This window comes from Streptomyces sp. NPDC034037 (genome assembly GCF_055575715.1).
In genome coordinates this window covers 1-22,077 of record NZ_JBVISC010000007.1, presented here as the reverse complement: position 1 = coordinate 22,077, position 22,077 = coordinate 1, and the positions used below count along the sequence as shown (strand labels likewise).

Genomic DNA, 22,077 nt, shown 5'->3' with positions numbered 1-22,077 from the left:
GCAACCGTATCGCCCCGGTGTCGCTTACCGGACCCGGCGTCCGCCGCTACCGGCGTCCGTCGTCACGCACCGGCCTCGGCGGCCGGCTTGGCCGCGCGCTCCTGGCGTTCGACGGCCGCCTTCACCAGACCGGCGAAGAGCGGGTGCGGACGCGTGGGGCGCGAGCGCAGCTCCGGGTGGGCCTGGGTGGCGACGAGGTAGGGGTGCACCTCGCGGGGGTACTCGACGTACTCGACGAGCTTGCCGTCCGGGGAGGTGCCGGAGAACAGGATCCCGGCCTTCTTCTCCAGGTCCGCGCGGTAGGCGTTGTTCACCTCGTAGCGGTGGCGGTGGCGCTCCTCGATGTACTCCTTGCCGTCGTACACCTCGCGCGCGATGGAGCCCTCGGCCAGCTTGGCCGGGTACATGCCAAGACGCATGGTGCCGCCCATGTCGCCCTCACCGGCGACGATGTCGAGCTGCTCGGCCATGGTGGAGATCACCGGGTGGCCGGTGGCCGCGTCGAACTCGGTGGAGTTGGCGTCCGGGATGTCCGCGAGGTTGCGGGCGGCCTCGATGACGATGCACTGCAGGCCCAGGCAGATGCCGAGCAGCGGCACCTTGTTCTCGCGGGCGTACCGGATGGCGCCGACCTTGCCGTCGACACCGCGCTCGCCGAAGCCGCCCGGGATGAGGATCGCGTCGACGTCGCCGAGCTGCTTCTCGGCGCCCGCCGGGGTCTTGCAGTCGTCGGAGGTGACCCACTTGACCTTGACGCGGGCCTTGTTCGCGAAGCCGCCGGCGCGCATGGCCTCGGTCACCGACAGATAGGCGTCGGGCAGGTCGATGTACTTGCCGACCAGCGCGACGGTGACCTCGTGCCGCGGGTTGTGCACGCGGTCGAGCAGGTCGTCCCACTGGGTCCAGTCGACGTCCCGGAAGGGCAGGTCGAGCTTGCGCACGACGTAGGCGTCCAGGCCCTCGGTGTGCAGCACCTTCGGGATGTCGTAGATCGACTTGGCGTCGATGGCGGCGACCACGGCGGCCTCGTCGACGTCGCACATCAGCGAGATCTTGCGCTTGATGGCGGTCGGGACCTCGCGGTCGGCGCGCAGCACGATGGCGTCCGGCTGGATGCCGATGTTGCGCAGGGCGGCCACCGAGTGCTGGGTGGGCTTGGTCTTCAGCTCGCCGGAGGGGCCGATGTAGGGCAGCAGCGAGATGTGCACCACGAAGACGTTGTCGCGGCCGACCTCGTGGCGGACCTGGCGGACCGTCTCCAGGAACGGCAGCGACTCGATGTCGCCGACCGTGCCGCCGACCTCGGTGATGACGACGTCGACGTCGTCGGTCGCCATGCGGCGGATGCGGTGCTTGATCTCGTTGGTGATGTGCGGGATGACCTGCACGGTGTCGCCGAGGTACTCGCCGCGGCGCTCCTTGGCGATGACCTGGCTGTAGACCTGGCCGGTGGTCACGTTCGCCGAGCCGTCGAGGTCGACGTCGAGGAAGCGCTCGTAGTGGCCGATGTCCAGGTCGGTCTCGGCGCCGTCGTTGGTGACGAACACCTCACCGTGCTGGAAGGGGTTCATCGTGCCCGGGTCGACGTTCAGGTACGGGTCGAGCTTCTGCATCGTGACGCGCAGGCCACGCGCCTTGAGGAGCGCACCCAGGCTGGAGGCAGTCAGACCCTTGCCGAGGGAGGAGGCGACACCCCCGGTGACGAAGATGTGCTTGGTCGTCCTGGATTTGGGCTGCATGGCCAAGAGGGGGCTCCCGTGGTCGCGGTCTGGAGGTGCGTACCGGCGGCCTCACCGGGGATTCTGGGGGAGGCGCCGTCGCTGCGGTTCGGGGGTTCTATGACCACCGGCTCACGGGCTACCAGGGTATCAGCGACAGAACGGACCCGCTTCCGGGCGACGCCGCCGCCGGGCGGGGGGCCACGCTCCGCCACCGGGCACCCACCCCACCGTCACCGGCACACACCCCGCGGTCACAGGATCCGCACACCCGCGCTCCCCCCGCGGGACCCTCGCATACCATCGGACACCACCTCCCACCTGCCGCTCACCCGTTCGGCGGCGCCTCGTTGCCGGGAGGGGCGCGCAGATCATCGACCTGCGTCGTATCCTGCTCGGACACTCGCTGCCGAGCCCCATCCGGCACACGGCACCACCCCGCCTTGCACCCGGAACAAGCGCTCGGCAACGATCACTTGACCGCTGATTAAGTAAGTAAGCGCCCCGCGGGGCGAACGTGGCCGTTCGACTGGAGATGCACGTGGCCGGGCGCATCGAGGACTACGCACTCATCGGAGACATGCAGACCGCTGCCCTGGTCTGCCGGGACGGCACAGTCGACTGGCTGTGCCTGCCCCGCTTCGACTCCCACGCCGTTTTCGCCGGCCTGTTGGGCACCGAGGAGCACGGCTTCTGGCGCCTCGGGCCCGCGTACGACCCCAAGGGGCAGCCCCCGACGGCTGCCCGCCGCACCTACCGCGGCGACTCCCTGGTGCTCGAATCGGAGTGGGATACCCCACGCGGCACCGTCCGCGTGATCGATTTCATGCCGCCGCGCGACAACGACGCCCCGCAGCTGGTGCGGATCGTCGAGGGCGTCAGCGGCCGGGTGCCGATGCGCTCGACGCTGCGGATGCGCTTCAGCTACGGGCGCGTGGTGCCCTGGGTGCACAAGGTGGACGGGCGCACGGTGGCCGTGGCGGGCCCCGACTCCGTGTGGCTGGACACCGAGGCCGAGACCTTCGGCAAGGACCTCACCACGTACTCGGACTTCACCGTCGCCCCGGGTGAGCGGATCGCGTTCACCATCTCGTGGCAGCCCTCGCACAAGCAGCAGCCGCCCCTGCCGGAGCCCGAGGTGGCGCTGACCGCCACGGAGGACTTCTGGCGCGACTGGGTCGAGCACTGCACGTACCACGGGCCCTACCGCGAGGCCGTGGTCCGCTCCCTGATCACCCTGAAGGCGCTCACGTACGCGCCGACCGGCGGCATCGTCGCCGCGCCCACCACCTCGCTGCCCGAGGACATCGGGGGCTCGCGCAACTGGGACTACCGCTTCACCTGGCTGCGGGACGCGGCGATCACGCTGTCGTCGCTGCTGCGCACCGGCTACCGCGAGGAGGCCCGCGCCTGGCGCGAGTGGCTGCTGCGGGCGGTGGCGGGCGACCCGGAGAACCTCCAGATCATGTACGGCATCGCGGGCGAGCGCGAGCTGGGCGAGACCGAGCTGGACTGGCTGCCCGGGTACGAGGGCTCCCAGCCGGTCCGGGCGGGCAACGGCGCGGCCCACCAGCTCCAGCTGGACGTGTACGGCGAGGTCACCGAGGCGCTGCACCTGGCGCACATGACGGGCCTGGCCCGCAACGACTACGCCTCGCTGCTCCAGCTCAAGCTGATCCGCTACCTGGAGGACCACTGGGACGAGCCGGACGAGGGCATCTGGGAGGTGCGCGGCCCGCGCCGCCACTTCGTGCACTCCAAGGTGATGGCCTGGGTCGCCGTCGACCGGACCATCAAGCTCCTGGAGTCCGGGGAGGCGGACGGCCCGCTGGAGAAGTGGCGCGAGCTGCGCGACGACATCCACCGGGACGTGTGTGAGAAGGGTTACGACCCGGAGCGCAACACCTTCACGCAGTCCTACGGCTCCAAGGAACTGGACGCCTCGCTGCTGCTGATCCCGCAGATGGGCTTCCTGCCGCCCGACGACAAGCGCGTGATCGGCACGATCGAGGCGATCCAGCGGGAGCTGTCCACGCCGGACGGCTTCATCCTGCGCTACCCGACGTCCGGCGACGACGAGAACCTGGACGGCCTGGAGGGCGACGAGGGCGCGTTCCTCGCGTGCTCGTTCTGGCTCGCCGACGACCTGGCGATGATCGGCCGGGTGGACGAGGCGCGCAAGCTCTTCGAGAAGCTGCTGGCCCTCCGCAACGACCTGGGACTGCTCGCCGAGGAGTGGGACTCCGCGGCGCAGCGCCAGGTCGGCAACTTCCCGCAGGCGTTCAGCCACGTGCCGCTGATCGACACGGCCCTGCGGCTGACCGCCTCGGGGGCGTACGGGGGCTAGCCCTCCCTATGGCGTGACATACGCCACAAGCAGCAGCGAAGTACGCAATTTCCCGCGCCGGGGCGACGAGTTGCGCCCCGGCGGCGCCCGCCGCCCGCCGCCTGGGCCCGTCGGAGATGTTCCGGCGGCGCGCGCCCCGGTAGCGTCCGCGCCATGGACAGTCAGGGCACTCGGGGCGGCATCACCGTGCAGCGCGCGCTGGAACTTCCGGGACTGCGCGGCGGCCTCCCCGAGGTCGTCGCGGGCGCGGACCGGCTGCAGCGGACGGTGCGGTGGGTGCACGCGGGCGAGGTGCCCAACATCGCCTCGCTGCTCAAGGGCGGCGAGCTGCTGCTCACCACGGGGCTCGGGCTCGGGGCGCGCCCGGCCGAGCAGCGGGCCTTCGTGCGCAAGCTCGCCGAGCGGGGCATCGCGGCGCTGGTGGTCGAGCTGGGGCCGCGCTTCGCCCGGCTGCCCGCGGCGATCGTGGAGACGGCGCGGTCCGCCGGTCTCCCGCTGGTGCAACTGCACCGGGAGGTGCCGTTCGTGACGGTCACCGAAGAGGTGCACACGGAGATCGTCAACGGCCACTACGCGCTGCTCCAGCGGGCCGAGGAGGTGCACCGGCGGTGCACGGAGGCGCTGCTGGGCGGCGGCGGTGTGCCGCAGGTCCTCGGCATCCTCGCCGAGTTCAGCGGCAACCCGGTGTTCCTGGAGACGGCGGACGGGCAGCTCCTGTACGCCGCCGGGGCGGGCACCGAGTGCGCGGACCCGCTCCAGGTGTGGGAGGGCCTGCGCGGCCGGACCGTCGACCGGGACGGCCCGCCGGCCGGCGCGGTCCTCGTCGACGTGCCCGGGGGCGGGCCGGGCGCGGGCTCGGTGCGGGCCCGTCTGGTGCTGCTCGCGGTGGAGGCGGCGCCGCTGCCGGTGCACCGCATCGCGGCGGAGCGGGCGGCGAGCAGCCTCGCGGTGGTGCTGATGCAGGCCCGTCAGGAAGAAGAGCTGGCGGCGCGCGGCCGCGGTGACTTCCTCACCGACCTCGCGGAGGGGCGCATCAAGGCCGACGACGCCCCGGCGCAGGCCCGCGTCCTCGGCTTCCGGCCGGGCCCGGCGGGCAGCCCGCTGCTCCCGGTGGTGATGCGGCTCGCGGACGGACTGCCGACCGGCGGCGGCTGGGCGGTGCTGGCGCGGGCGGTCGCGGAGGAGCTGGCGTCGGTGGGCGTGCCGGTGCTGCTCGGTGTGCGTCCTGTCGAGGGCCGGGTGCCCCTGCTGCTCGGTCTGCGGTCGGAGTCGGAGCGCACGGCGGTGGCCGACCGGGTCGCGGCCGCGCTGCGGGCCGGCGTGGAGCGGGCCGGGATGCAGCGGCCCGGGGCTCAGCCGCCGGTCGTCGTGGTCGGCGTCGCGGGCGGCTGGGCGGCGGCCTCGGCGGGGCTGCGGCACGCGGCCGAGACGGCGACGGCCGCGCAGGGCCTGACCGACCGGCCCTGGTACGACGCGCGGCGCCTGGACATCGACCTGCTGCTGTGGCGGCTCCGCGACCATCCCGACCTCGCGGCGTTCGTGGACCGGGCGATCGGCCCGCTGCGCACCCACGACCAGCGTTCGAAGCCACCGCTGCTGCCCACCCTCCAGACGTATCTGGCGCACGCGGGCCGCAAGGCGGAGACGGCGCGCGAGCTGCATCTGAACCGGCAGACCCTGTACAACCGCCTCGCCCGGATCAGCGAGCTGCTCGGCACGGACCTCGACGACCCGCAGACGGTCCTGGCGCTGAGCCTGGCGCTGCGGGCCCGCCGTCATGTGACGTAGGGCCGTGCGCGCCGGTCCTCAGCTGTAGGGCACGGGCTGGGTCAACTCGTCGTAGACGCTGAGGACTTGGGTGACGGTGTCGTCCTCGGTCGGCCAGCCGGCCGCCTGGGCCGTGCCCCTGTCCCGCAGTTCCGCCCTGCGCGCCGGGTCCGCGAGCAGGCGTACGACGGCGGTGGCGAAGGCCTCGGCGTCCTGCTGGGGGACGAGTTCGGCGCCGTCGCCGACCAGTTCGGGGATGCCGTCGACCGCTGCCGCGACCAGTGGCACGCGCGCGTGGAGGGCTTCCTGGGCGAGGACGGAGCGGGACTGCGGGCTGCCGGGCAGCACCGCGATGTCGGCGGCGGCGAGCAGGTCCGGCACGTCGTCGCGCCGCCCGACCAGCCGGACGGGGAGCCGCTCGTCCTCGATACGGCGCTGGAGGACGCTGCGCTCGGGGCCCTCCCCGGCGACGACGAGGAGCGGCGGCGGGTCCAGATGCCGCCAGGCGCGGGTGGCGTCGAGGAGTATGCCGTAGCCGCGGTCCCGTTCCAGGGCGCCGACGGCCAGCACCAACGGGCGGTCCACCGCGCCCAGTTCGGCACGGGCCTTGTGCCGGAGACGGTCCGGCTCCTCCTCGTGGGCGGCGGGCGGGGCGGCGGGGGCGGGCGCCGGCAGCGCGACGGCGGCGAGGCGGGCGTCCCTCGCGCCTCTGGCGCGGGCCCGGTCGACGAGGTCGGACGAGGCGGCGAGGACCACGGCGGCGGCCTTGGCCACGCGCCGCTCCAGCACCCGCAGGAGGCGGGCGCGGGCGCCGGCCGCCGGCCCGTGGCCGTGCCAGGTGACGACAAGCGGCGTGCGGCGCCCGGTCAGCGCCAGGGCGGCACGGAAGGCGGCGTGCAGCCCATGCGCGTGCACGAGGTCGGCGTCGGCGCAGGCCACGCGGAGGGCGGCCACGGAAGCGGGGTCCCCGCTGCGCGGCACGTGGACGTGGCGGGCGCCCGTGCCGGGGAAGTCGTAGGCGCGGGCGGCCTCCTCGGGGGCGCACACCGTGACCCGTACGCCCCGGGCGGCGAGGCCCGCGGCCAGCGATCTGACGTGCGCGCAGCTGCCCGCGCCGGCGCCGCCGAGTACGTGAACGGTGTGCAGCGGCGTCCGCCCGTGCGGTGTCTGTCCGTGCGGCGAATGGCTGCTCACGTGGCTCACGCGGCCGGGGCTCCTGACTCTGCGTCGGGCGGGGCGGTGCGGTGCGGTGCTTGGGCGTTGCGCCAAGGATGCCAGCCGGGGTGGCCGTTGCGGCACTGCCGAAAGGTCCCTGCCGTGTCCGGTGGGACAACTCCCGGAACGCAATCACCCACACGGGTGAGGGGAGGTGCCCTGTCAGGGGCGCGGGGAAACTGCCCGCCAGCCCGAGAAAAGCCGCGGACGCGCCTGCCGTGTCACTGAGCAGACGCGTCCGCGGGTGTCCGGTGGCTGCCCGCACACCTTGGCGGGGTCCGACCGGAGGGGGCCTTAGCCGTCCCCCCTGGCGGTGGCCAGGAGTTCCTCCGCGTGGGCCCGTGCCGTCTCCGAGTCCTCCTGGCCCGCCAGCATCCGCGAGAGCTCCCGCACCCGGGCCTCGCCCTCCAGGACCTGGACCCCGGAGCGCGTCACCATGCCGTCGTTCGTCTTCTCGACCAGCAGCTGCCGGTCGGCGAACGCGGCGACCTGCGGCAGATGCGTGACGACCACGACCTGCGCCGACTTGGCCAGCCGCGCGAGGCGCCGGCCGATCTCGACCGCGGCCTTGCCGCCGACACCCGCGTCGACCTCGTCGAAGAGGTAGGTGGGGACCGGGTCCGTGCCCGCGAAGACCACCTCGACGGCGAGCATCACGCGCGACAGCTCACCGCCCGAGGCGCCCTTGGCGATGGGCCGGGCGGGCGCTCCGGGGTGCGGCGCGAGGAGGAGCTCCACCTCGTCGACGCCCGCCGGGCCGTAGGCGACCGTGCGGCCGTCGACCACGACGCCGTCGGCCCCCTCGGGCACCTCCGTGCTGCTGACGGCGATCGACACGCGCGCGTGGGGCATCGCCAGCGAGGCGAGCTCCTCGGTGACGGCCGCCGCGAACCGCGAGGCGGCCTCCTGGCGCGCGTCGGTCAAGGCCTGCGCGAGCCCCGCCAGTTCGACCCGCAGCGCGTCCCGCTCGGCGATCAGCTCGTCCAGCCGGTCGTCGTCGCCCTCCAGCTCGGTCAGGCGCGCGGCGCCCTCCTCTGCCCAGGCGAGCACGGCGTCGATGTCGGCGCCGTACTTCCGGGTGAGCTGGGTCAGCGCCGCCCGCCGCTCCTCGACCGCGGCCAGCCGCAGCGGATCGGCGTCGAGGTCGTCGGCGTATCCGGCGAGCTCACCCGCCACATCGCTCAGCAGGATCCCGATCTCCCCGAGGCGCTCCGCGAGCGCGGACAGGGCGGGGTCGTGCGCGCGTACGGCCTCCAGGGCCCTGGAGGCACCCGCGACGAGCGTGGCGGCGTCGACGACCTCCGGGTCCTCGGGGTTGCCCGCGAGGGCGGCGTGCGCGGACGTGGCGGCGGAGGCGAGGGCCTCGGCGTGCCCGAGCCGCTCGGCCTCGGCGGCGAGTTCGGTGTCCTCGCCGGCCCGCGGTTCGACGCCCCCGATCTCTTCGAGGCCGAAGCGCAGCAGATCCGCTTCCTGGGCACGCTCCCGCGCGCGCGTGGTGATCTCCTCGACCTCGGTGGTGACGGCCCGCAGCCTGCGGTAGGCGGCCGTGTACTTGGCGAGCGGCACGGCGACCGCGTCGCCCGCGTACCGGTCGAGGGCGCCGCGCTGCCTGGCGGGCTTCAGCAGGCCCTGCTGGTCGGTCTGGCCGTGCACGGCGACCAGGTCGTCGGCGAGTTCGGCGAGCACGCCCACCGGGACCGAGCGTCCGCCCAGGTGCGCCCGGGAGCGCCCTTCCGCCGAGACGGTACGGCTGATCAGCAGCGCCCCGTCGTCCAGTTCGGCACCGGCCTCCTCCGCGCGCACGGCCGCCGACGAGTCGGCGGGCACAGCGATGCGGCCCTCCACCACCGCCGACTTCGCGCCGATCCGCACCAGGGCGGGGTCCGCGCGCCCGCCGAGCAGCAGGCCAAGGCTCGTGACCACCATCGTCTTGCCCGCGCCGGTCTCACCCGTCACGGCGGTGAACCCTGGCGACAGCTCGACGACCGCGTCGTCGATGACTCCGAGCGACCGTATCCGCATCTCCTCCAACACGGACAAGACCTTACGAGGTCAGCGGCCCGGTCTGCGACGGACCCTGCGCTCCGGGCGCGAAGGCGCAGGTGGCGGCGGCGCCATTGTGCCCGCTGTCACTCGCGGGAGTGGGCGCGAAACCCCTCGGGAGCGGCGCGAAGCCTCGCGGGGCGGGGTGGGGTTATCCCCCGTACGATCCACCGGCCCGCCGCATGGTGGTGGGCGGTCCCCCGGCGAGACCATGATCGACATGGCGACAGGACTGGCACTGGCGGCGCTGCGCGCGCACCGCCCGGCGTTCGTGGGCACCGCGGTGGCGGCCCTCTTCGCGGCGACGGTGGTGAGCGCGTCCACGATGATGCTCGGCACGACCGGCGCCGGCGGCACCAGCGGGCTCCCGGCCCCGGCGCGGCGGCAGATCAGGGAGAGCGGCGTGGGCGACATGGCGATCGTCCTGCTGATCGGCTCCGTCTACATGTCGATCTTCGTGGTCGTCTCGACCATGGGCACCGCCGTCGCGCAGCAGCACCGCGAGTTGGCGATGGTGCGCTCGATCGGCGCCAGGCCCCGTCAGATCCGCCGCGCGGTGGCCGTCCAGGCCCTGGCCGCGTCCGTCCCCGCCGCGCTCCTCGGCTTCGCCCTCGGTGGTGTCGGCGCCCGCTGGTGGCACGCCGGCATGGTCGCCCATGGGCTGCTCCCCGCCGAGGCCGTGTTCCGGTTCGGCTGGGTCGCGCTGCCGGTGTGCGTGGGCGTGGCGGTGGTGACGACGACGCTCGCGGCCCTCCTGTCGGCGCTGCGCTTCTCCCTGCTCCGGCCGGCCCGCGCACTGTCGGAAGCATCGACCGGCCGGCGCGGGCTCGGCGTGCCGCGGGCGCTGCTCGGGGTGCTCGCGGTCGTGGGGGCGTGCTTCGTGTCGGTGCTCCTGTCGAAGCGGCCCGCGGCCGAGGCGGGCGAGGGCGCCTTCCTCGTGCTCATCCTGTTCTGCGTGGGCGCCGGGCTGCTGGGGCCGCGCCTCATCGGCCCCGCGGCGTGGGCGGTGTCGGCGCTGGTCGGCCGATTCGGCCCGAGCGCCCGCCTGGCGATGCTCAACGTCCGCTCGCAGCCCCGCCGTTTCTCCGCCGCGGTGGTCCCCCTCACCCTGGTCGTCGGCTTCGGCCTCACCAAGATCGGCATGCGTACGACCGCCCGGCACCGCACGGGTTCGGCGGGCGGCGCGGGCGAGGTATGGCTGGACTACGTCGGCACGGGGCTCTACGCCGGCTTCGCCGCCATCGCCGCGGCGAACACCCTCGCCATGATCTCCTTCGAGCGCCGCCGCGACGTGGCACTGCTGCGGGTGGTCGGCAGCCGGCGCGCCCAGGTGCGGGCCATGGCGGCCTGGGAGGCCGGGGTCGTCGCCGCCACCGCGCTGCTGCTCGGCGGCGCTATCGCGCTCGGCACGCTGGCGCCGATCCTCAGCACCGCGTTCGGCTCGGCACTGCCGTATCTGCCGTGGGCCGTCCCCGTCGGCATCGCGGCGGGCACGCTGCTGCTGACCCTGCTCGCCACCGGCCTCCCGGTGCACGCCGTCATGCGCCGACGGGCGATATCGGTGGTCGGCAGGACGTGAGGGAGCCGTCGCGGAGCTAGGGCGTGTGGTGAAAGCAGCGTCGTCCGCCCGCAGGGCGGGCCAGGCGTCGCCGGGCAGACGGGACTTTCACCACACGACCTAGTGCGGCGCTCCCCGCCAACCCGACACGGGCAGGGCGAACTTGGCGACGAGCCGGTCGGTGAACGAGGCTTGGTGCAGCCTCGCGAGCCGCACCGGCACCGCGCCCCGGCGCACCTCCACCCGCGCCCCGGAGGGCAGTTCGACGGTCCGCCGCCCGTCGCACCACAGCACCCCGTGCGGCGTGTGCGGCTGGACCTCGACGGCGAGCACCGAGTCCGGGGAGGTCACCAGCGGCTTGGCGAACAGGGCGTGGGCGCTGATCGGCACCATGAGCAGCGCCTCCACCTCCGGCCACACCACGGGCCCGCCTGCGGAGAACGCGTACGCCGTCGAACCGGTCGGGGTCGCGCAGACGATGCCGTCGCAGCCGAAGCCGGTGACCGGCCGGCCGTCGATCTCCAGGACGACCTCCAGCATCCGCTCGGGCGACACCTTCTGGACGGCGGCTTCGTTCAGCGCCCAGTCGCGGTGCACGATGTCGCCGTTGCGGTGCACGATGACGTCGATCGTCATGCGCTCCTCGACCTCGTACGACTTGGACACCACCCGGTCGACGACCTTGTCCAGGTCGTCGCGCTCGGCCTCGGCGAGGAAGCCCACGCGCCCGAGGTTGACGCCGAGCATGGGCACCCCGGAGGCCCGCGCGAAGTCGGCGCCGCGCAGCAGCGTGCCGTCGCCTCCGAGGACGACGATCAGCTCGCAGTCGTCGATGCAGTCGGCGGTGGCCTCCCGCACCGTCTGGACGGCGGAGGGCAGTGGCAGGTCGGCGGCCTCGGCCTCCAGGACACGTACGCCGATGCCGCTGCGCAGCAGCCCTTGGACGACGAGTTCGGCACTGCGGATGGCCGCGGGCCGTCCGGTGTGCGCGAGCAGGAAAACGGTACGCGCATCGGTCTGGGTCACTCGGGTCTGGGTCAACGGGGCCCCTCCGCCACGGCACGGTCAACGTCCGCCGGGTCCAGCTCGTCGGCCCCGGCGCGCAGCCACAGAAAGTACTCGACATTCCCCGAGGGCCCCGGCAGCGGGCTCGCGGTCACCCCGCGCACCCCGAGACCGAGCCCCCACGCCTGGCGTGCGACGCCGCGCACGGCGTCGGCCCGCAGTTCGGCGCTGCGCACCACACCGCCGCTGCCGAGCCGCTCCTTGCCCACCTCGAACTGCGGCTTCACCATGAGCACCAGGTCCGCGTCGGGGGCCGCGCACCGCACCAGGGCGGGCAGCACCAGGCCGAGCGGGATGAAGGAGAGGTCGCCGACGACGATGTCGACGGGCACGCCGTCGATCGCTTCGAGCGTCAACTCGCGTACGTTCGTCCGGTCCTTCACGGTGACCCGGTCATCGCTCTGCAGCGACCAGGCGAGCTGGCCGTAGCCGACGTCGACGGCGACGACGTGCGCGGCGCCGGCGCGCAGCAGGACGTCCGTGAAGCCACCGGTGGACGCGCCCGCGTCCAGCGCGCGCCGCCCCTCGACGACGAGCCCCTGCGGCCCGAAGGCGGCGAGGGCGCCCGCGAGTTTGTGGCCGCCGCGTGAGACGTAGTCGGGGTCGCTGTCGTCCTGCGTGACCACGATGGGGGCGGCCGTCTCCACCTGGGTCGCGGCCTTGGTCGCGACGGTCTTGCCGACCGAGACCCGGCCTGCGGCGATCAGCTGGCTCGCGTGCTCGCGCGAGCGCGCGAGCTTCCGGCGGACGAGCTCGGCGTCGAGGCGGCGTCGTGCCACTCCTGCCACGTTCGGTTCAGCTCCTGTCAGACGAGGGTGACGGCTTGCCGGTGGGGGCCGGTGGGCCGGGGCGCGCGTCGAGCGCGGTCAGCGCGTCGCGCAAACCCTGGTGTACATCCTCGTACACCTCGATGTGGCCGTCGGTGGCGAGGTGGTCCGCGTCCCCGAGCCGGGCCAGGAGCGGGTCCACGTCGGCGTTGCCGGTGGGGGTGCGCTCGACGCCGAGGGGCGCGGGGGCGGCGGGGTCGTACGACGGTTCGTCCGGAACCCTAGGGTCCGGCTCCACCGCCTCCCCTGCTCCGGGGCCCGCGTGAGAGTCGCTCATGCCACGACGCTACCCCGAAGGGCTGCGGTACCGTCGATCACGATGGCGACCATGGCGGAGTGCCGCGCGGCACTCGACAGACTCTCGGACACTCTCGCGTCCGCCGACGGCGACGTGCGCGGCGCCGCTGCCCTGAACCGCTCGCTGAGCTGCCGCGTCACCGACCTCGACGTCACCTTCGTGGGCCGGCTCGAGAACGGCCGGATCACGGTGCTCGACAGCCACCCCGGCCCGCCCCGCGACAAGGCGGAGATCCGCCTCGCGATGACCGGGGACGACCTGGTGGCGCTGGTGGCCGGCGAGCTGAACTTCGCGAAGGCCTGGGCCGGTGGCCGGGTCAGGCTGGAGGCGGGCTTCCGGGACCTGCTCAAGCTCAGATCGTTGCTGTAGCCGGCGTGCGCCGTCCCGCGCGGGCGGCCGGGATCACCAGCGGCGTCCCGCTCTCCGGGTCCTCGATGATCCGGCACTTGATGCCGAACGTCTGCTCGACCAACTCGGCGGTGACGATGTCCGACGGCGCGCCCTCGGCGAGCACCGCGCCGTCGCGCAGGGCGATGAGGTGCGTGGCGTAGCGCGCCGCGTGGTTGAGGTCGTGCAGGACGGCGACGAGGGTGCGGCCCTGCTTCTCGTGGAGTTCGGCGCACAGGTCGAGGACGTCGAGCTGGTGCTGGATGTCGAGGAACGTCGTCGGCTCGTCGAGGAGCAGCAGCGGGGTCTGCTGGGCGAGCGCCATCGCGATCCACACGCGCTGACGCTGCCCGCCGGACAGCTCGTCCACGTAGCGGTCGGCGAGTTCGCGTACGCCCGTGTCCTCCATCGACTCGGCCACGATCCGCTCGTCCTCCGGCGACCACTGGCGCAGGAGTCCTTGGTGGGGGTAGCGGCCGCGCGCGACGAGGTCGCCGACGGTGATGCCGTCGGGCGCGATGGACGACTGCGGCAGCAGGCCGAGGGTCTTGGCGACCTTCTTCGCGGGCATCGAGTGGATGGTGTTCCCGTCGAGCAGCACGCGTCCGGCGGAGGGCTTGAGCATCCGGGACAGGGCGCGCAGGAGCGTGGACTTGCCGCAGGCGTTGGGGCCCACGATCACGGTGAAGGAGTGGTCGGGGATCTCGACGGACAGCTTCTCCGCGATGACGCGCTGGTCGTAGCCGAGGGTGACGTCGTCGGCGATGAGCCGGTTCACAGCAGCACGCTCCTGGTCGGGGGGTGGTACGCAGTCGTGGGTGACAGGGGGTCGCGGCGGGGTCTCATATCCGGCCCGCCTTGCGCTGGGTGACGAGCAGCCACAGCAGGTAGACGCCGCCGAGGACGCCGGTGACGACGCCGACGGGCAGCTGGTCCGCGCCGAAGGCCCGCTGCGAGGCCAGGTCCGCGACGACCAGGAGAGCGGCGCCCATGAACATCGACGGCATGAGGTTCGGCCCCGGCGAGCGCGTCAGGCGCCGGGCCAGCTGGGGCGCGGTGAGGGCGACGAAGCTGACCGGCCCGGCGGCGGCGGTCGCGGCCGCGGTGAGCAGCACGGAGGCGGTGAGCAGCACGGCGCGGGTGCGTTCGACGGGTACGCCGAGCGCGCCGGCGACGTCGTCGCCCATCTCCAGCATCCGCAGCGGGCGCCCGTACACCAGGACGAGCGGCACGAGGGCGGCGCAGAGCACGAGCAGCGGCCAGACCTGCTGCCAGTCGCGGCCGTTGAGGGAGCCGGTCATCCAGACCACGGCGCGGGCGGCGTCGACGAAGTCCGCCTTGGTCAGCAGATAGCCGTTGACGGCCGTGATGAAGGCGGAGACGCCGATGCCGACGAGCACGAGCCGGTAGCCGTGCACCCCGCGCTTCCAGGCGAGCAGATAGATGGCGACGCCGGTGACGAGGCCGCCGACGAGCGCGCCGCCCGCGACCTCGACCGCGCTGCCCTTGAAGAGGACGATCATGGTGAGCGCCCCGGCGGTCGCCCCCTGACCGAGGCCGAGCACGTCCGGACTGCCCAGCGGGTTGCGGGCGATGGACTGGAAGAGCGCGCCGCCGAGCCCGAGGGCGGCGCCCACCAGGAGCCCGACGAGGACCCGCGGCAGCCGCAGGTCGTTGATGATGAACTCCTGCCCCGCGTCGCCGTTCCCGAGCAGTGTGCGGATGACGTCGGCGGCCGGGATCGCGAAGTCGCCGGTGCCGATCAGGACGACGCTCGCGGTGAGCGCGGCGACCAGGAGCAGGGCGCAGACCACGGCCGTGCGGACGTCGAGGCGCACGGAGAGGCCGCCGTTGGTGCGTATCGCCTTCACAGCTGGGCCACCTTCCGCCGCCGTACGAGAAAGATGAAGACGGGCGCGCCGATGACCGCGGTCACGATGCCCACCTGGAGTTCCGAGGGCCGCGCCACGACCCGCCCGACGACGTCCGCGCCGAGCAGCAGCACCGGCGAGAGGACGGCCGCGTACGGCAGGATCCAGCGCATGTCGGGGCCGGTGAAGGAGCGCACGATGTGCGGCACCATCAGGCCGACGAACATGATGGGCCCGCAGGCGGCGGTCGCGGCCCCGCACAGCAGCGTCGCCGCCGCCATCGACAGGGCGCGGGTGCGCGTGAGGTGGGCGCCGAGCGCGCGGGCGGTGTCGTCGCCCATGGCCATGGCGTTGAGCGGCCGGGCGAGGCCGAGGGCGAGCACGGTGCCGACCGCGAGGAAGGGCAGCACCTGCTGGATGGTGTCCATGGTGGCGGAGGCCAGCGAACCGACCGTCCAGAACCGCATCTTGTTGAGCGCGGCCCCGTCCATGATCATGACGGCCTGGAGATAGCCGTAGAGCGCGGCGCTGATCGCGGTGCCGGCGAGCGCGAGCCGCACGGGTGTCGCGCCGCGCGCGCCACCGAGGACGTAGAGCAGGACGCCGACGAGCGACGCCCCGAGGAAGGCGAACCACACATAGCCGCTCAGCGAGGTGACGCCGAAGAAGCTGATCGCGCTGACGACCGCCGACGACGCGCCGAGGTTGATGCCGAGCAGTCCGGGGTCGGCCAGCGGATTGCGGGTGAGCGCCTGCAGCACGGCGCCGGAGAGCCCGAGCGCGACACCGGCGAGCAGCCCGAGCAGGCTGCGCGACAACCGCTCGCCGACGACGACGTCTCCGTACGTCCCCGAGTCGTGGAACAGCCCGTGCCAGACCTGGTCCAGGGGCATGGATTTGGCGCCGACCGCGATGCTCGTCAGAAAGACGAGCAGGAGCACGGCCACCGAGACGAGCAGCCCGACGCTGCGCAGTGTGCGGTGTTTCGGCGGCGCGGGAGCGGTCTCCGCGCGGGGTTCTGGGGGACTGTCGACCAACACCAGGTTAGGTTAGCCTACCCTCGCACTGGACTTCGACGAGAGAAGCGCCACCATGTCCACCAGCCCCTCCCCCTCGCCGACCCGCCGCCGCGGCGGTGACGTCGAAGCGGCTCAGGCCGTGACCGACTCCCCCTACCGGTACTTCGACGTCGAGGTCCTGCGCACCGAACACCTCACCCCCGCCATGATCCGCGTGGTTCTCGGCGGCCCGGATCTCGCGCGGATGGCCTCGGCCGGCCGGGACCAGCGCATCAAGATCTTCCTGCCGCAGCCGGGCCAGGACGCCCCGGTCATGCCGGACACCTCCGGCGGCGACCCGGTCCAGTGGTACGCGGCGTGGTGCGCCCTCGACCCGTCGGTGCGGGGCATCATGCGGACGTACACGACCCGCGACCTGCGCCGCGACACAGGCGAGTTGGTCGTCGACTTCGCCGTGCACCGCGCCGAGCCCTCGCCCGCCGACGGCCCGGCCACCGCTTGGGCGCGGACGGCGCGGCCCGGGGCCCGGATCGGCGTGCTCGCCCCGACCGACGCGGAGAACGCCGCCTACGACTTCCGGCCGCCGCGCGACACCGACTGGCTGCTGCTCACCGCCGACGAGTCGGCGCTCCCGGCCGTCGCGGGCATCCTCGAGACACTCCCGGCCGGGCTGCCGGCGCGCGTGTGGATCGAGGTCCACGACCTCGCCGAACAGCAGCCCCTGCCCACCCGGGCCGACGCCGAGATCCACTGGCTCACCCGGGAGGGCGCCACCACGGACGCGGTCCGGGGCGCGGACCTCCCCGAGGGCACGCCCTACGCCTGGATCGCCGGCGAGTCCGCGACCGTCAAGGCCGTACGCCGTCACCTCGTCGGCGAGCGCGGTTTCGACCGCAAGCGGGTGGCGTTCTCCGGCTACTGGCGCAAGGACACGACCACGGACGAGCTGATCGCCCGCGACGAGGCCCCGTAAGGACCCCCAGAGGCCCTAAGCCCTCAGCCGTTACAGCCCCAGCCGCGCCAGGGCCTTGCTGCCGTCCGCCTCGCAGGTGCCGTCCCCCGCCTGCGTCCAGGCGGCGGCGCACAGGGCCCGCAGACCGTCCATGGGCTCGCCCTCGCCGTCCAGCGTCAGCTCGCCGCCGCGCACCGACGCCGTCCACCCGCCGCAGCCGAAGCCGCCCTCGTCCGAGGAGACTTCGGGCTGTCCGGTGAGCATCCCGCGCAGATCGGCGTCCACATACGTCGGCCGGTGCTCCGGCCGGGCGGCGAGCAGCTGCGCGCCGTCCGTGACGCCCGTGAGCACCAGCAGGGAGTCCACCTCGCCGTGGAAGGCCCCCTCGATGTCCGTGTCCAGCCGGTCGCCCACGACCAGCGGCCGCTTCGCCCCCGTGCGCAGGATCGTCTCCCGGTGCATCGGCGGCAGCGGCTTGCCCGCCACCTGCGGCTCGGCGCCCGTGGCGATGCGGACGACCTCGACCGCCGCGCCGTTGCCGGGCGCGATGCCCCGCGCGCTCGGGATCGTCAGGTCGGTGTTCGACGCGAACCACGGCAGACCGGCCGCGATCGCGTAACTGGCCTCGGCGAAGCGCCCCCACGCCAGGTCAGGGCCGCCGTACCCCTGCACGACCGCCACCGGATCATCGTCCGCCGACTCGACCGGCCGCAGCCCCCGCTCCCGCAGCGCGACCCGCAGCCCGTCACCGCCGATCACCAACACCCGCGACCCCTCGGGCACTTGCTCGCTCACCAGCCGGGCGACGGCCTGCGCCGAGGTGATGACGTCCGACGACCCGGTCGCGATGCCCAGCTCGGTCAGATGCTCCGCCACCGCGTCCGGCGTACGCAGCGCGTTGTTCGTCACGTACGCGAGGTGCATCCCACCCTCGCGCGCGCTGCCGAGGGACTCGACGGCGTGGGCGATGGCATGACCGCCCGCGTACACCACCCCGTCCAGGTCGAGCAGCGCCGTGTCATAGGCCTCGCTCAGCGCCCGGCTGCTGCCGTCGGGCCGTGTCCTTACGCCCCCGCCCGCGCCCGGGCCTGCACTCTGGCTCATTACACATCGCTCCTCGCTCGATACCACTCCCCCGATCATCGCTCATGCCACTGACACACATACGATGCCCCAATGAACACAGCGGGTCACACGGACGCAGCGGGCCTCGACCTGATCCCGTTCCGGGGCGTGCGCTACGTCCCCGAACAGGTCGGCAGTCTGGCCGCGGTGACCTCACCCCCGTACGACGTGGTCGTGCGCCCCGACGGCCTGCTCCACCTGGAGTCCGCCGACCCGCACAACATCGTCCGGCTGATCCTCCCGCAGGCCACCACACCGGCGGCCCGCAACCAGCAGGCGGCGGACACCCTGCGCGGCTGGCTCAACGAGGGCATCCTCGCGCCCGACGACGAGCCGAGCCTGTACGTGTACGAACAGCGGGACGGCGAGATCCTCCAGCGCGGCCTCATCGGCGCGCTCCGCCTCTCCGAGGCCGCAGACGGCGTCGTCCTCCCCCACGAGGACGTCATGCCCCACGTCGTCGAGGACCGCGCCGCCCTCATGCGGGCGACCCGCGCCAACCTCGAACCGCTCCTGCTGACCTACCGCAGCGACAGCGGCGACGGGGCCACCGGCGCAATAGCGGCCATCGAACGCACGGCCGAGCGCGAGCCGCTCCTCGCGACGACCACCGAGGACGGATTCCGGCACCGCCTGTGGTCCGTCACGGATCCCGCGGAGATCGCCGAGATCCAGTCAGATCTGGCCTCCCACCAGGCGCTCATCGCCGACGGGCATCACCGCTGGGCGACCAATCTGCGGCTGCGGGCCGAGCACCCCTCGCCCAGCGCCTGGGACTACGGCCTGGTCCTCCTCGTGGACACCGCCCGCTATCCCCTGCGCGTCCGTGCCATCCACCGCTACCTCCACCGGCTGCCGGTGCCCGAGGCCCTGGCCGCGCTCGGGGACTCCTTCCGCGTGCGCACCGTCGAGGGCTCCCTCGACCAGGCGCTCGACGCCCTGTCGCGGGCCGCCGCCAAGGGGAACGCCTTCGTCCTCGCGGGCGACGGCGCCTTCCACCTCGTCGACAGCCCGTCCCCGGAGCTCCTGGACCGTACGATCCCCGGCGACTATCCGCAGGCCTGGCGCACCCTGGACGCGACGGTCCTGCACGCCACTTTGCTGGACCACGTCTGGCGGATCCCGGACGCCCCCGAGCACATCGCCTATATCCATGACACCGCGGCGACCGTCGAGAAGGCCGAGCGCGACGGCGGGACGGCGGTCCTCATGCACCCGGTGCGCGAGGAGGTCGTCCGCGAGCTGGCCCGTCAGGGCGTCACGATGCCCCGCAAGTCCACGTCGTTCGGCCCGAAGCCGGCCACGGGCCTGGTCCTGCGCGCCCTCGCCTTCTGACCCCGGTCCCGACTCCGGTCCCGGGCATACGAAAACGGGCGGGACCCCCCTTGGGGAGTCCCGCCCGTCTGCGTTTCAGTCACCGGTCAGGGCGGCGCGGACCTCAGTCCTCGTCGTCCGCCGGCTCTTCCCTGGCCACGGGAGCGTCGTCGTGGGTCTCGTCGTCACCGAGAGCGTCCACGAACTCGACGCCGTCCAGCTCGGCGAGGCGGTCCGACGCGTCGGTGCTGCCGTCCTTGTCGGACTCGATGACCTTCGCGAACCACTCCCGCGCCTCGTCCTCGCGGCCGGCGGCCAGCAGCGCGTCGGCGTACGCGTAGCGCAGCCGCGCGGTCCAGGGCTGCACGGAGTTCGAGGCCAGCTCGGGGCTCTGCAGGGTGACGATGGCCGCGTCGATCTGGTCCATGTCACGGCGGGCCCCGGCGGCGACGAGCCGCATCTCGACCTGTCCCGCCTTGTCGAGCTTGTGCACCTCGGGCGCGCCGGCCATCTCCAGCGCCTTCTCGGGCCGCCCGAGCCCGCGCTCGCAGTCCGCCATGACGGGCCACAGCTCGACGCTGCCGGTCATCCGCCGCGCGGCCCGGAACTCCGCGAGCGCCTCGCTGTACTTCTGGTTCGCGTACGCGGCGAAGCCGGCGGCCTCGCGCACGGCCGCGACCCGGGAGGCCAGCCGCAGGGCGATCTTGGAGTAGGCGTACGCCTGCTCGGGCTCCTCGTCGATGAGCTTGGCGACCATCACCAGGTTCCTGGCGACGTCCTCGGCAAGGCCCTTCGGGAGGCTCTGCAGCTCCTGCTGGACGTCCTTGTCGATCTCGTGCCCGGTGACGTCGTCGGGGATGGGCAGCCGCCTGATGGGCTCGCGATCACGGTCCCGGTCGCGGTCGTCACGCCCGCCGCGGTACCCGCCGCGGTCGCCGTCCCGACGGTCGTCGCGGCGGTCATCCCGGCGGTCGTCCCGCCCGTGGAAGCCGCCCGGGCGTCCGCCGCCACGGTTGTCGTCACGCCGCGGCGCACGGTCGTCGCGGCCGCGGAAACCGCCCCCGCCCCGGTTGTCGTCCCTGCGGAAGCCACCGCCACGGGTGTCGTCGCGACGGTCGTCACGGCGGTCGTCACGGCGGAAGGCCGGACGGTCGCCGCCGCGGTCGTTGTCCCGACGGTCATCACGGCGGTCGTCGCGACGGAAGGCGGGACGGTCACCGTCACGCCGGTCGTCACGGCGGAAGGCGGGACGGTCACCGTCACGGCGGAAGCCACCGCCACGGTTGTCGCCACCACGGGTGTCGTCGCGACGGTTGTCATCGCGGCGGGGCCCGCTGGGCCGGTCGTCGCGCCGGAAGGCCGGACGGTCACCGTCACGGCGGAAGCCACCGCCGCCACGGTTGTCATCCCGGCGGTCGTCGCGCCGGGGCCCACTGGTCGGCCGGTCGTCACGGCGGAACGGCGGACGCCCTCCGCTGTCGCGCTCGTCACGGCCGCGGTAGCCGCCGCCACGGTTGTCGTCGCGACGGAAGCCACCGCGGTCGCCGCCACGGTCGTTGTCCCGACGGTCATCACGGCGGTCATCGCGACGGAAGGCGGGACGGTCGCCGTCACGACGGAAGCCACCGCCACGGTTGTCGCCACCACGGGTGTCGTCGCGACGGGGGCCGCTGGGCCGCTCGTCGCGGCCACGGAAGCCGCCGCCGCCACGGTTGTCGTCCCGGCGGAAACCACCCCGGTCGGGGCGCTCCCCACCTCGGCTGTCGTCACGCCGGTCGTCGCGACGGAAGGCGGGACGGTCGCCGTCACGCCGCTCATCACGGCGGAAGCCACCGCCGCCACCACCACGGTTGTCGTCGCGGCGGGGCCCGCTGGGCCGCTCGTCGCGGCGGAAGGGCGGACGCGCGCCACGATCCCGGTCGCCCTCACGGCGGTCGTCACGCCGATCGTCGCGGCCACGGAAGCCACCGCCGCCACGGTTGTCGTCGCGACGGTCATCGCGGCGGAAGCCACCACGGTCGCCACCGCGGTCGTCCCGCCGTGGAGCCCCGCGGTATCCGCCCCGGTCGCCACCGTCCCGGCCGCGCTGGTCGCGCCCCGGTCGCTCGTCGGGAGAGTTGGTGGACATCGGTGACTCCTAGTCTTCGGTACCGCAGTCATTCTCGCGCAGCCGGGGTGCCGGCGCGCTTCGACAAAACAAAAGGACCCCTGGTCCCAGCGTTGGACGCTGGGACCAGGGGTCCTCCAAAGATTGTTCGGCGGCGTCCTACTCTCCCACAGGGTCCCCCCTGCAGTACCATCGGCGCTTTGAGGCTTAGCTTCCGGGTTCGGAATGTAACCGGGCGTTTCCCTCACGCTATGACCACCGAAACCCTATGAAATATCCTACGAAGACGCAGGATCTCAAACAGGGCAGCGAACAAGCACACTTTTCAATTTAGATAGTGACGCTGTTCAGCCGACACAACTGTTCGTTGTTTCAGAACCAACACAGTGGACGCGAGCAACTGAGGACAAGCCCTCGGCCTATTAGTACCAGTCACCTCCACCCGTTACCGGGCTTCCAGATCT

At 73.3% G+C, this 22,077-nt stretch carries 17 protein-coding genes, 1 rRNA gene and 1 pseudogene; 6 read left to right on the top strand and 13 right to left on the bottom strand.

Going from position 1 to position 22,077, the window contains the following annotated elements; translation table 11 throughout:
- Positions 1-62: 62 nt before the first annotated feature.
- Complete coding sequence (locus ACZ516_RS24065) at positions 63-1,739, bottom strand: CTP synthase (protein ID WP_361088165.1); 1,677 nt, start codon at positions 1,737-1,739, stop codon at positions 63-65.
- Between the two features lie 496 nt (positions 1,740-2,235).
- On the opposite strand from ACZ516_RS24065, the gene ACZ516_RS24060 reads away from it, so the two are divergent.
- Both ACZ516_RS24060 and ACZ516_RS24055 read left to right on the top strand, forming a co-directional pair.
- Positions 2,236-4,065, top strand: a complete 1,830-nt coding sequence (locus ACZ516_RS24060; RefSeq protein ID WP_358587765.1) for a glycoside hydrolase family 15 protein — start codon at positions 2,236-2,238, stop codon at positions 4,063-4,065.
- Positions 4,066-4,218: 153 nt separating this feature from the next.
- The gene (locus tag ACZ516_RS24055; RefSeq protein WP_361088161.1) at positions 4,219-5,853 is read left to right on the top strand and encodes a PucR family transcriptional regulator; all 1,635 of its coding nucleotides are present in this window, start codon (positions 4,219-4,221) and stop codon (positions 5,851-5,853) included.
- A gap of 18 nt (positions 5,854-5,871) precedes the next feature.
- Here the strand turns inward: ACZ516_RS24055 and ACZ516_RS24050 are convergent, their stop codons facing one another.
- Both ACZ516_RS24050 and recN read right to left on the bottom strand, forming a co-directional pair.
- Entirely contained in the window at positions 5,872-7,035 is a 1,164-nt protein-coding gene (locus ACZ516_RS24050; RefSeq protein WP_469011622.1) for a glycosyltransferase family 4 protein, read from the bottom strand.
- A 306-nt stretch (positions 7,036-7,341) separates the two neighbouring features.
- Positions 7,342-9,069, bottom strand: a complete 1,728-nt coding sequence (gene recN / locus ACZ516_RS24045) for a DNA repair protein RecN (protein ID WP_361088185.1) — start codon at positions 9,067-9,069, stop codon at positions 7,342-7,344.
- A 241-nt stretch (positions 9,070-9,310) separates the two neighbouring features.
- On the opposite strand from recN, the gene ACZ516_RS24040 reads away from it, so the two are divergent.
- A complete protein-coding gene (locus ACZ516_RS24040) occupies positions 9,311-10,669 on the top strand; it encodes an FtsX-like permease family protein (protein ID WP_469011621.1) in 1,359 nt (452 codons plus the stop codon).
- Positions 10,670-10,768: 99 nt separating this feature from the next.
- On the opposite strand, the gene ACZ516_RS24035 is transcribed toward ACZ516_RS24040, so the two are convergent.
- From ACZ516_RS24035 to ACZ516_RS24025, 3 genes are read right to left on the bottom strand one after another with little or no spacing between them, the layout of a single operon-like run.
- Entirely contained in the window at positions 10,769-11,674 is a 906-nt protein-coding gene (locus tag ACZ516_RS24035; protein WP_469011620.1) for an NAD kinase, read from the bottom strand.
- A gap of 11 nt (positions 11,675-11,685) precedes the next feature.
- Positions 11,686-12,501 carry a TlyA family RNA methyltransferase gene (locus ACZ516_RS24030; protein ID WP_358588221.1) on the bottom strand — a complete coding sequence of 272 codons (816 nt, stop codon included), beginning with the start codon at positions 12,499-12,501 and terminating at the stop codon, positions 11,686-11,688.
- Between the two features lie 7 nt (positions 12,502-12,508).
- Positions 12,509-12,817, bottom strand: a complete 309-nt coding sequence (locus ACZ516_RS24025) for a hypothetical protein (protein WP_358588224.1) — start codon at positions 12,815-12,817, stop codon at positions 12,509-12,511.
- Between the two features lie 42 nt (positions 12,818-12,859).
- Here ACZ516_RS24025 and ACZ516_RS24020 point away from each other — a divergent pair, with 42 nt between their 5' ends.
- A complete protein-coding gene (locus ACZ516_RS24020; protein ID WP_361088143.1) occupies positions 12,860-13,207 on the top strand; it encodes an alkyl sulfatase C-terminal domain-containing protein in 348 nt (115 codons plus the stop codon).
- On the opposite strand, the gene ACZ516_RS24015 is transcribed toward ACZ516_RS24020, so the two are convergent.
- The 3 genes from ACZ516_RS24015 to ACZ516_RS24005 form a co-directional block, all read right to left on the bottom strand.
- Positions 13,191-14,003, bottom strand: coding sequence for an ABC transporter ATP-binding protein (locus tag ACZ516_RS24015; protein ID WP_469011619.1), 813 nt, complete (start codon positions 14,001-14,003; stop codon positions 13,191-13,193). The two genes, ACZ516_RS24020 and ACZ516_RS24015, sit on opposite strands and share 17 nt — an antisense overlap.
- A gap of 64 nt (positions 14,004-14,067) precedes the next feature.
- Positions 14,068-15,096 carry a FecCD family ABC transporter permease gene (locus ACZ516_RS24010; protein ID WP_358588231.1) on the bottom strand — a complete coding sequence of 343 codons (1,029 nt, stop codon included), beginning with the start codon at positions 15,094-15,096 and terminating at the stop codon, positions 14,068-14,070.
- A complete protein-coding gene (locus ACZ516_RS24005; protein WP_358588233.1) occupies positions 15,093-16,136 on the bottom strand; it encodes a FecCD family ABC transporter permease in 1,044 nt (347 codons plus the stop codon). The genes ACZ516_RS24010 and ACZ516_RS24005 overlap by 4 nt, the downstream gene beginning before the upstream one ends.
- 52 nt (positions 16,137-16,188) lie before the next feature.
- Between ACZ516_RS24005 and ACZ516_RS24000 the strand changes: the two genes are divergently transcribed.
- Positions 16,189-17,088 (top strand): siderophore-interacting protein, encoded by a 900-nt coding sequence (locus tag ACZ516_RS24000; protein WP_361088133.1) that lies wholly within the window; start codon positions 16,189-16,191, stop codon positions 17,086-17,088.
- A 30-nt stretch (positions 17,089-17,118) separates the two neighbouring features.
- Here ACZ516_RS24000 and ACZ516_RS23995 read toward each other — a convergent pair whose 3' ends face one another.
- Entirely contained in the window at positions 17,119-18,171 is a 1,053-nt protein-coding gene (locus ACZ516_RS23995; protein ID WP_469011618.1) for an HAD hydrolase-like protein, read from the bottom strand.
- Positions 18,172-18,243: 72 nt separating this feature from the next.
- Between ACZ516_RS23995 and ACZ516_RS23990 the strand changes: the two genes are divergently transcribed.
- A complete protein-coding gene (locus ACZ516_RS23990) occupies positions 18,244-19,527 on the top strand; it encodes a DUF1015 domain-containing protein (protein ID WP_469011617.1) in 1,284 nt (427 codons plus the stop codon).
- A 103-nt stretch (positions 19,528-19,630) separates the two neighbouring features.
- On the opposite strand, the gene ACZ516_RS23985 is transcribed toward ACZ516_RS23990, so the two are convergent.
- The 3 genes and pseudogenes from ACZ516_RS23985 to rrf form a co-directional block, all read right to left on the bottom strand.
- Entirely contained in the window at positions 19,631-20,371 is a 741-nt protein-coding gene (locus tag ACZ516_RS23985; RefSeq protein WP_358588247.1) for a hypothetical protein, read from the bottom strand.
- Between the two features lie 447 nt (positions 20,372-20,818).
- Positions 20,819-21,427: pseudogene (locus tag ACZ516_RS23980) on the bottom strand (hypothetical protein); the annotation flags it as partial.
- A gap of 332 nt (positions 21,428-21,759) precedes the next feature.
- A 5S ribosomal RNA gene (gene rrf / locus ACZ516_RS23975) occupies positions 21,760-21,876 on the bottom strand.
- Positions 21,877-22,077: the final 201 nt, after the last annotated feature.

What these genes read in the sequence shown, in the direction of transcription:
- ACZ516_RS24065 (WP_361088165.1), bottom strand. Translation starts at nt 1,739, where the DNA reads ATGCAGCCCAAATCCAGGACGACCAAGCACATCTTCGTCACCGGGGGT.
- ACZ516_RS24055 (WP_361088161.1), top strand. Translation starts at nt 4,219, where the DNA reads ATGGACAGTCAGGGCACTCGGGGCGGCATCACCGTGCAGCGCGCGCTG.
- recN (WP_361088185.1), bottom strand. Translation starts at nt 9,069, where the DNA reads ATGCGGATACGGTCGCTCGGAGTCATCGACGACGCGGTCGTCGAGCTG.
- ACZ516_RS24040 (WP_469011621.1), top strand. Translation starts at nt 9,311, where the DNA reads ATGGCGACAGGACTGGCACTGGCGGCGCTGCGCGCGCACCGCCCGGCG.
- ACZ516_RS24025 (WP_358588224.1), bottom strand. Translation starts at nt 12,817, where the DNA reads ATGAGCGACTCTCACGCGGGCCCCGGAGCAGGGGAGGCGGTGGAGCCG.
- ACZ516_RS24020 (WP_361088143.1), top strand. Translation starts at nt 12,860, where the DNA reads ATGGCGACCATGGCGGAGTGCCGCGCGGCACTCGACAGACTCTCGGAC.
- ACZ516_RS24000 (WP_361088133.1), top strand. Translation starts at nt 16,189, where the DNA reads ATGTCCACCAGCCCCTCCCCCTCGCCGACCCGCCGCCGCGGCGGTGAC.
- ACZ516_RS23995 (WP_469011618.1), bottom strand. Translation starts at nt 18,171, where the DNA reads ATGAGCCAGAGTGCAGGCCCGGGCGCGGGCGGGGGCGTAAGGACACGG.
- ACZ516_RS23990 (WP_469011617.1), top strand. Translation starts at nt 18,244, where the DNA reads ATGAACACAGCGGGTCACACGGACGCAGCGGGCCTCGACCTGATCCCG.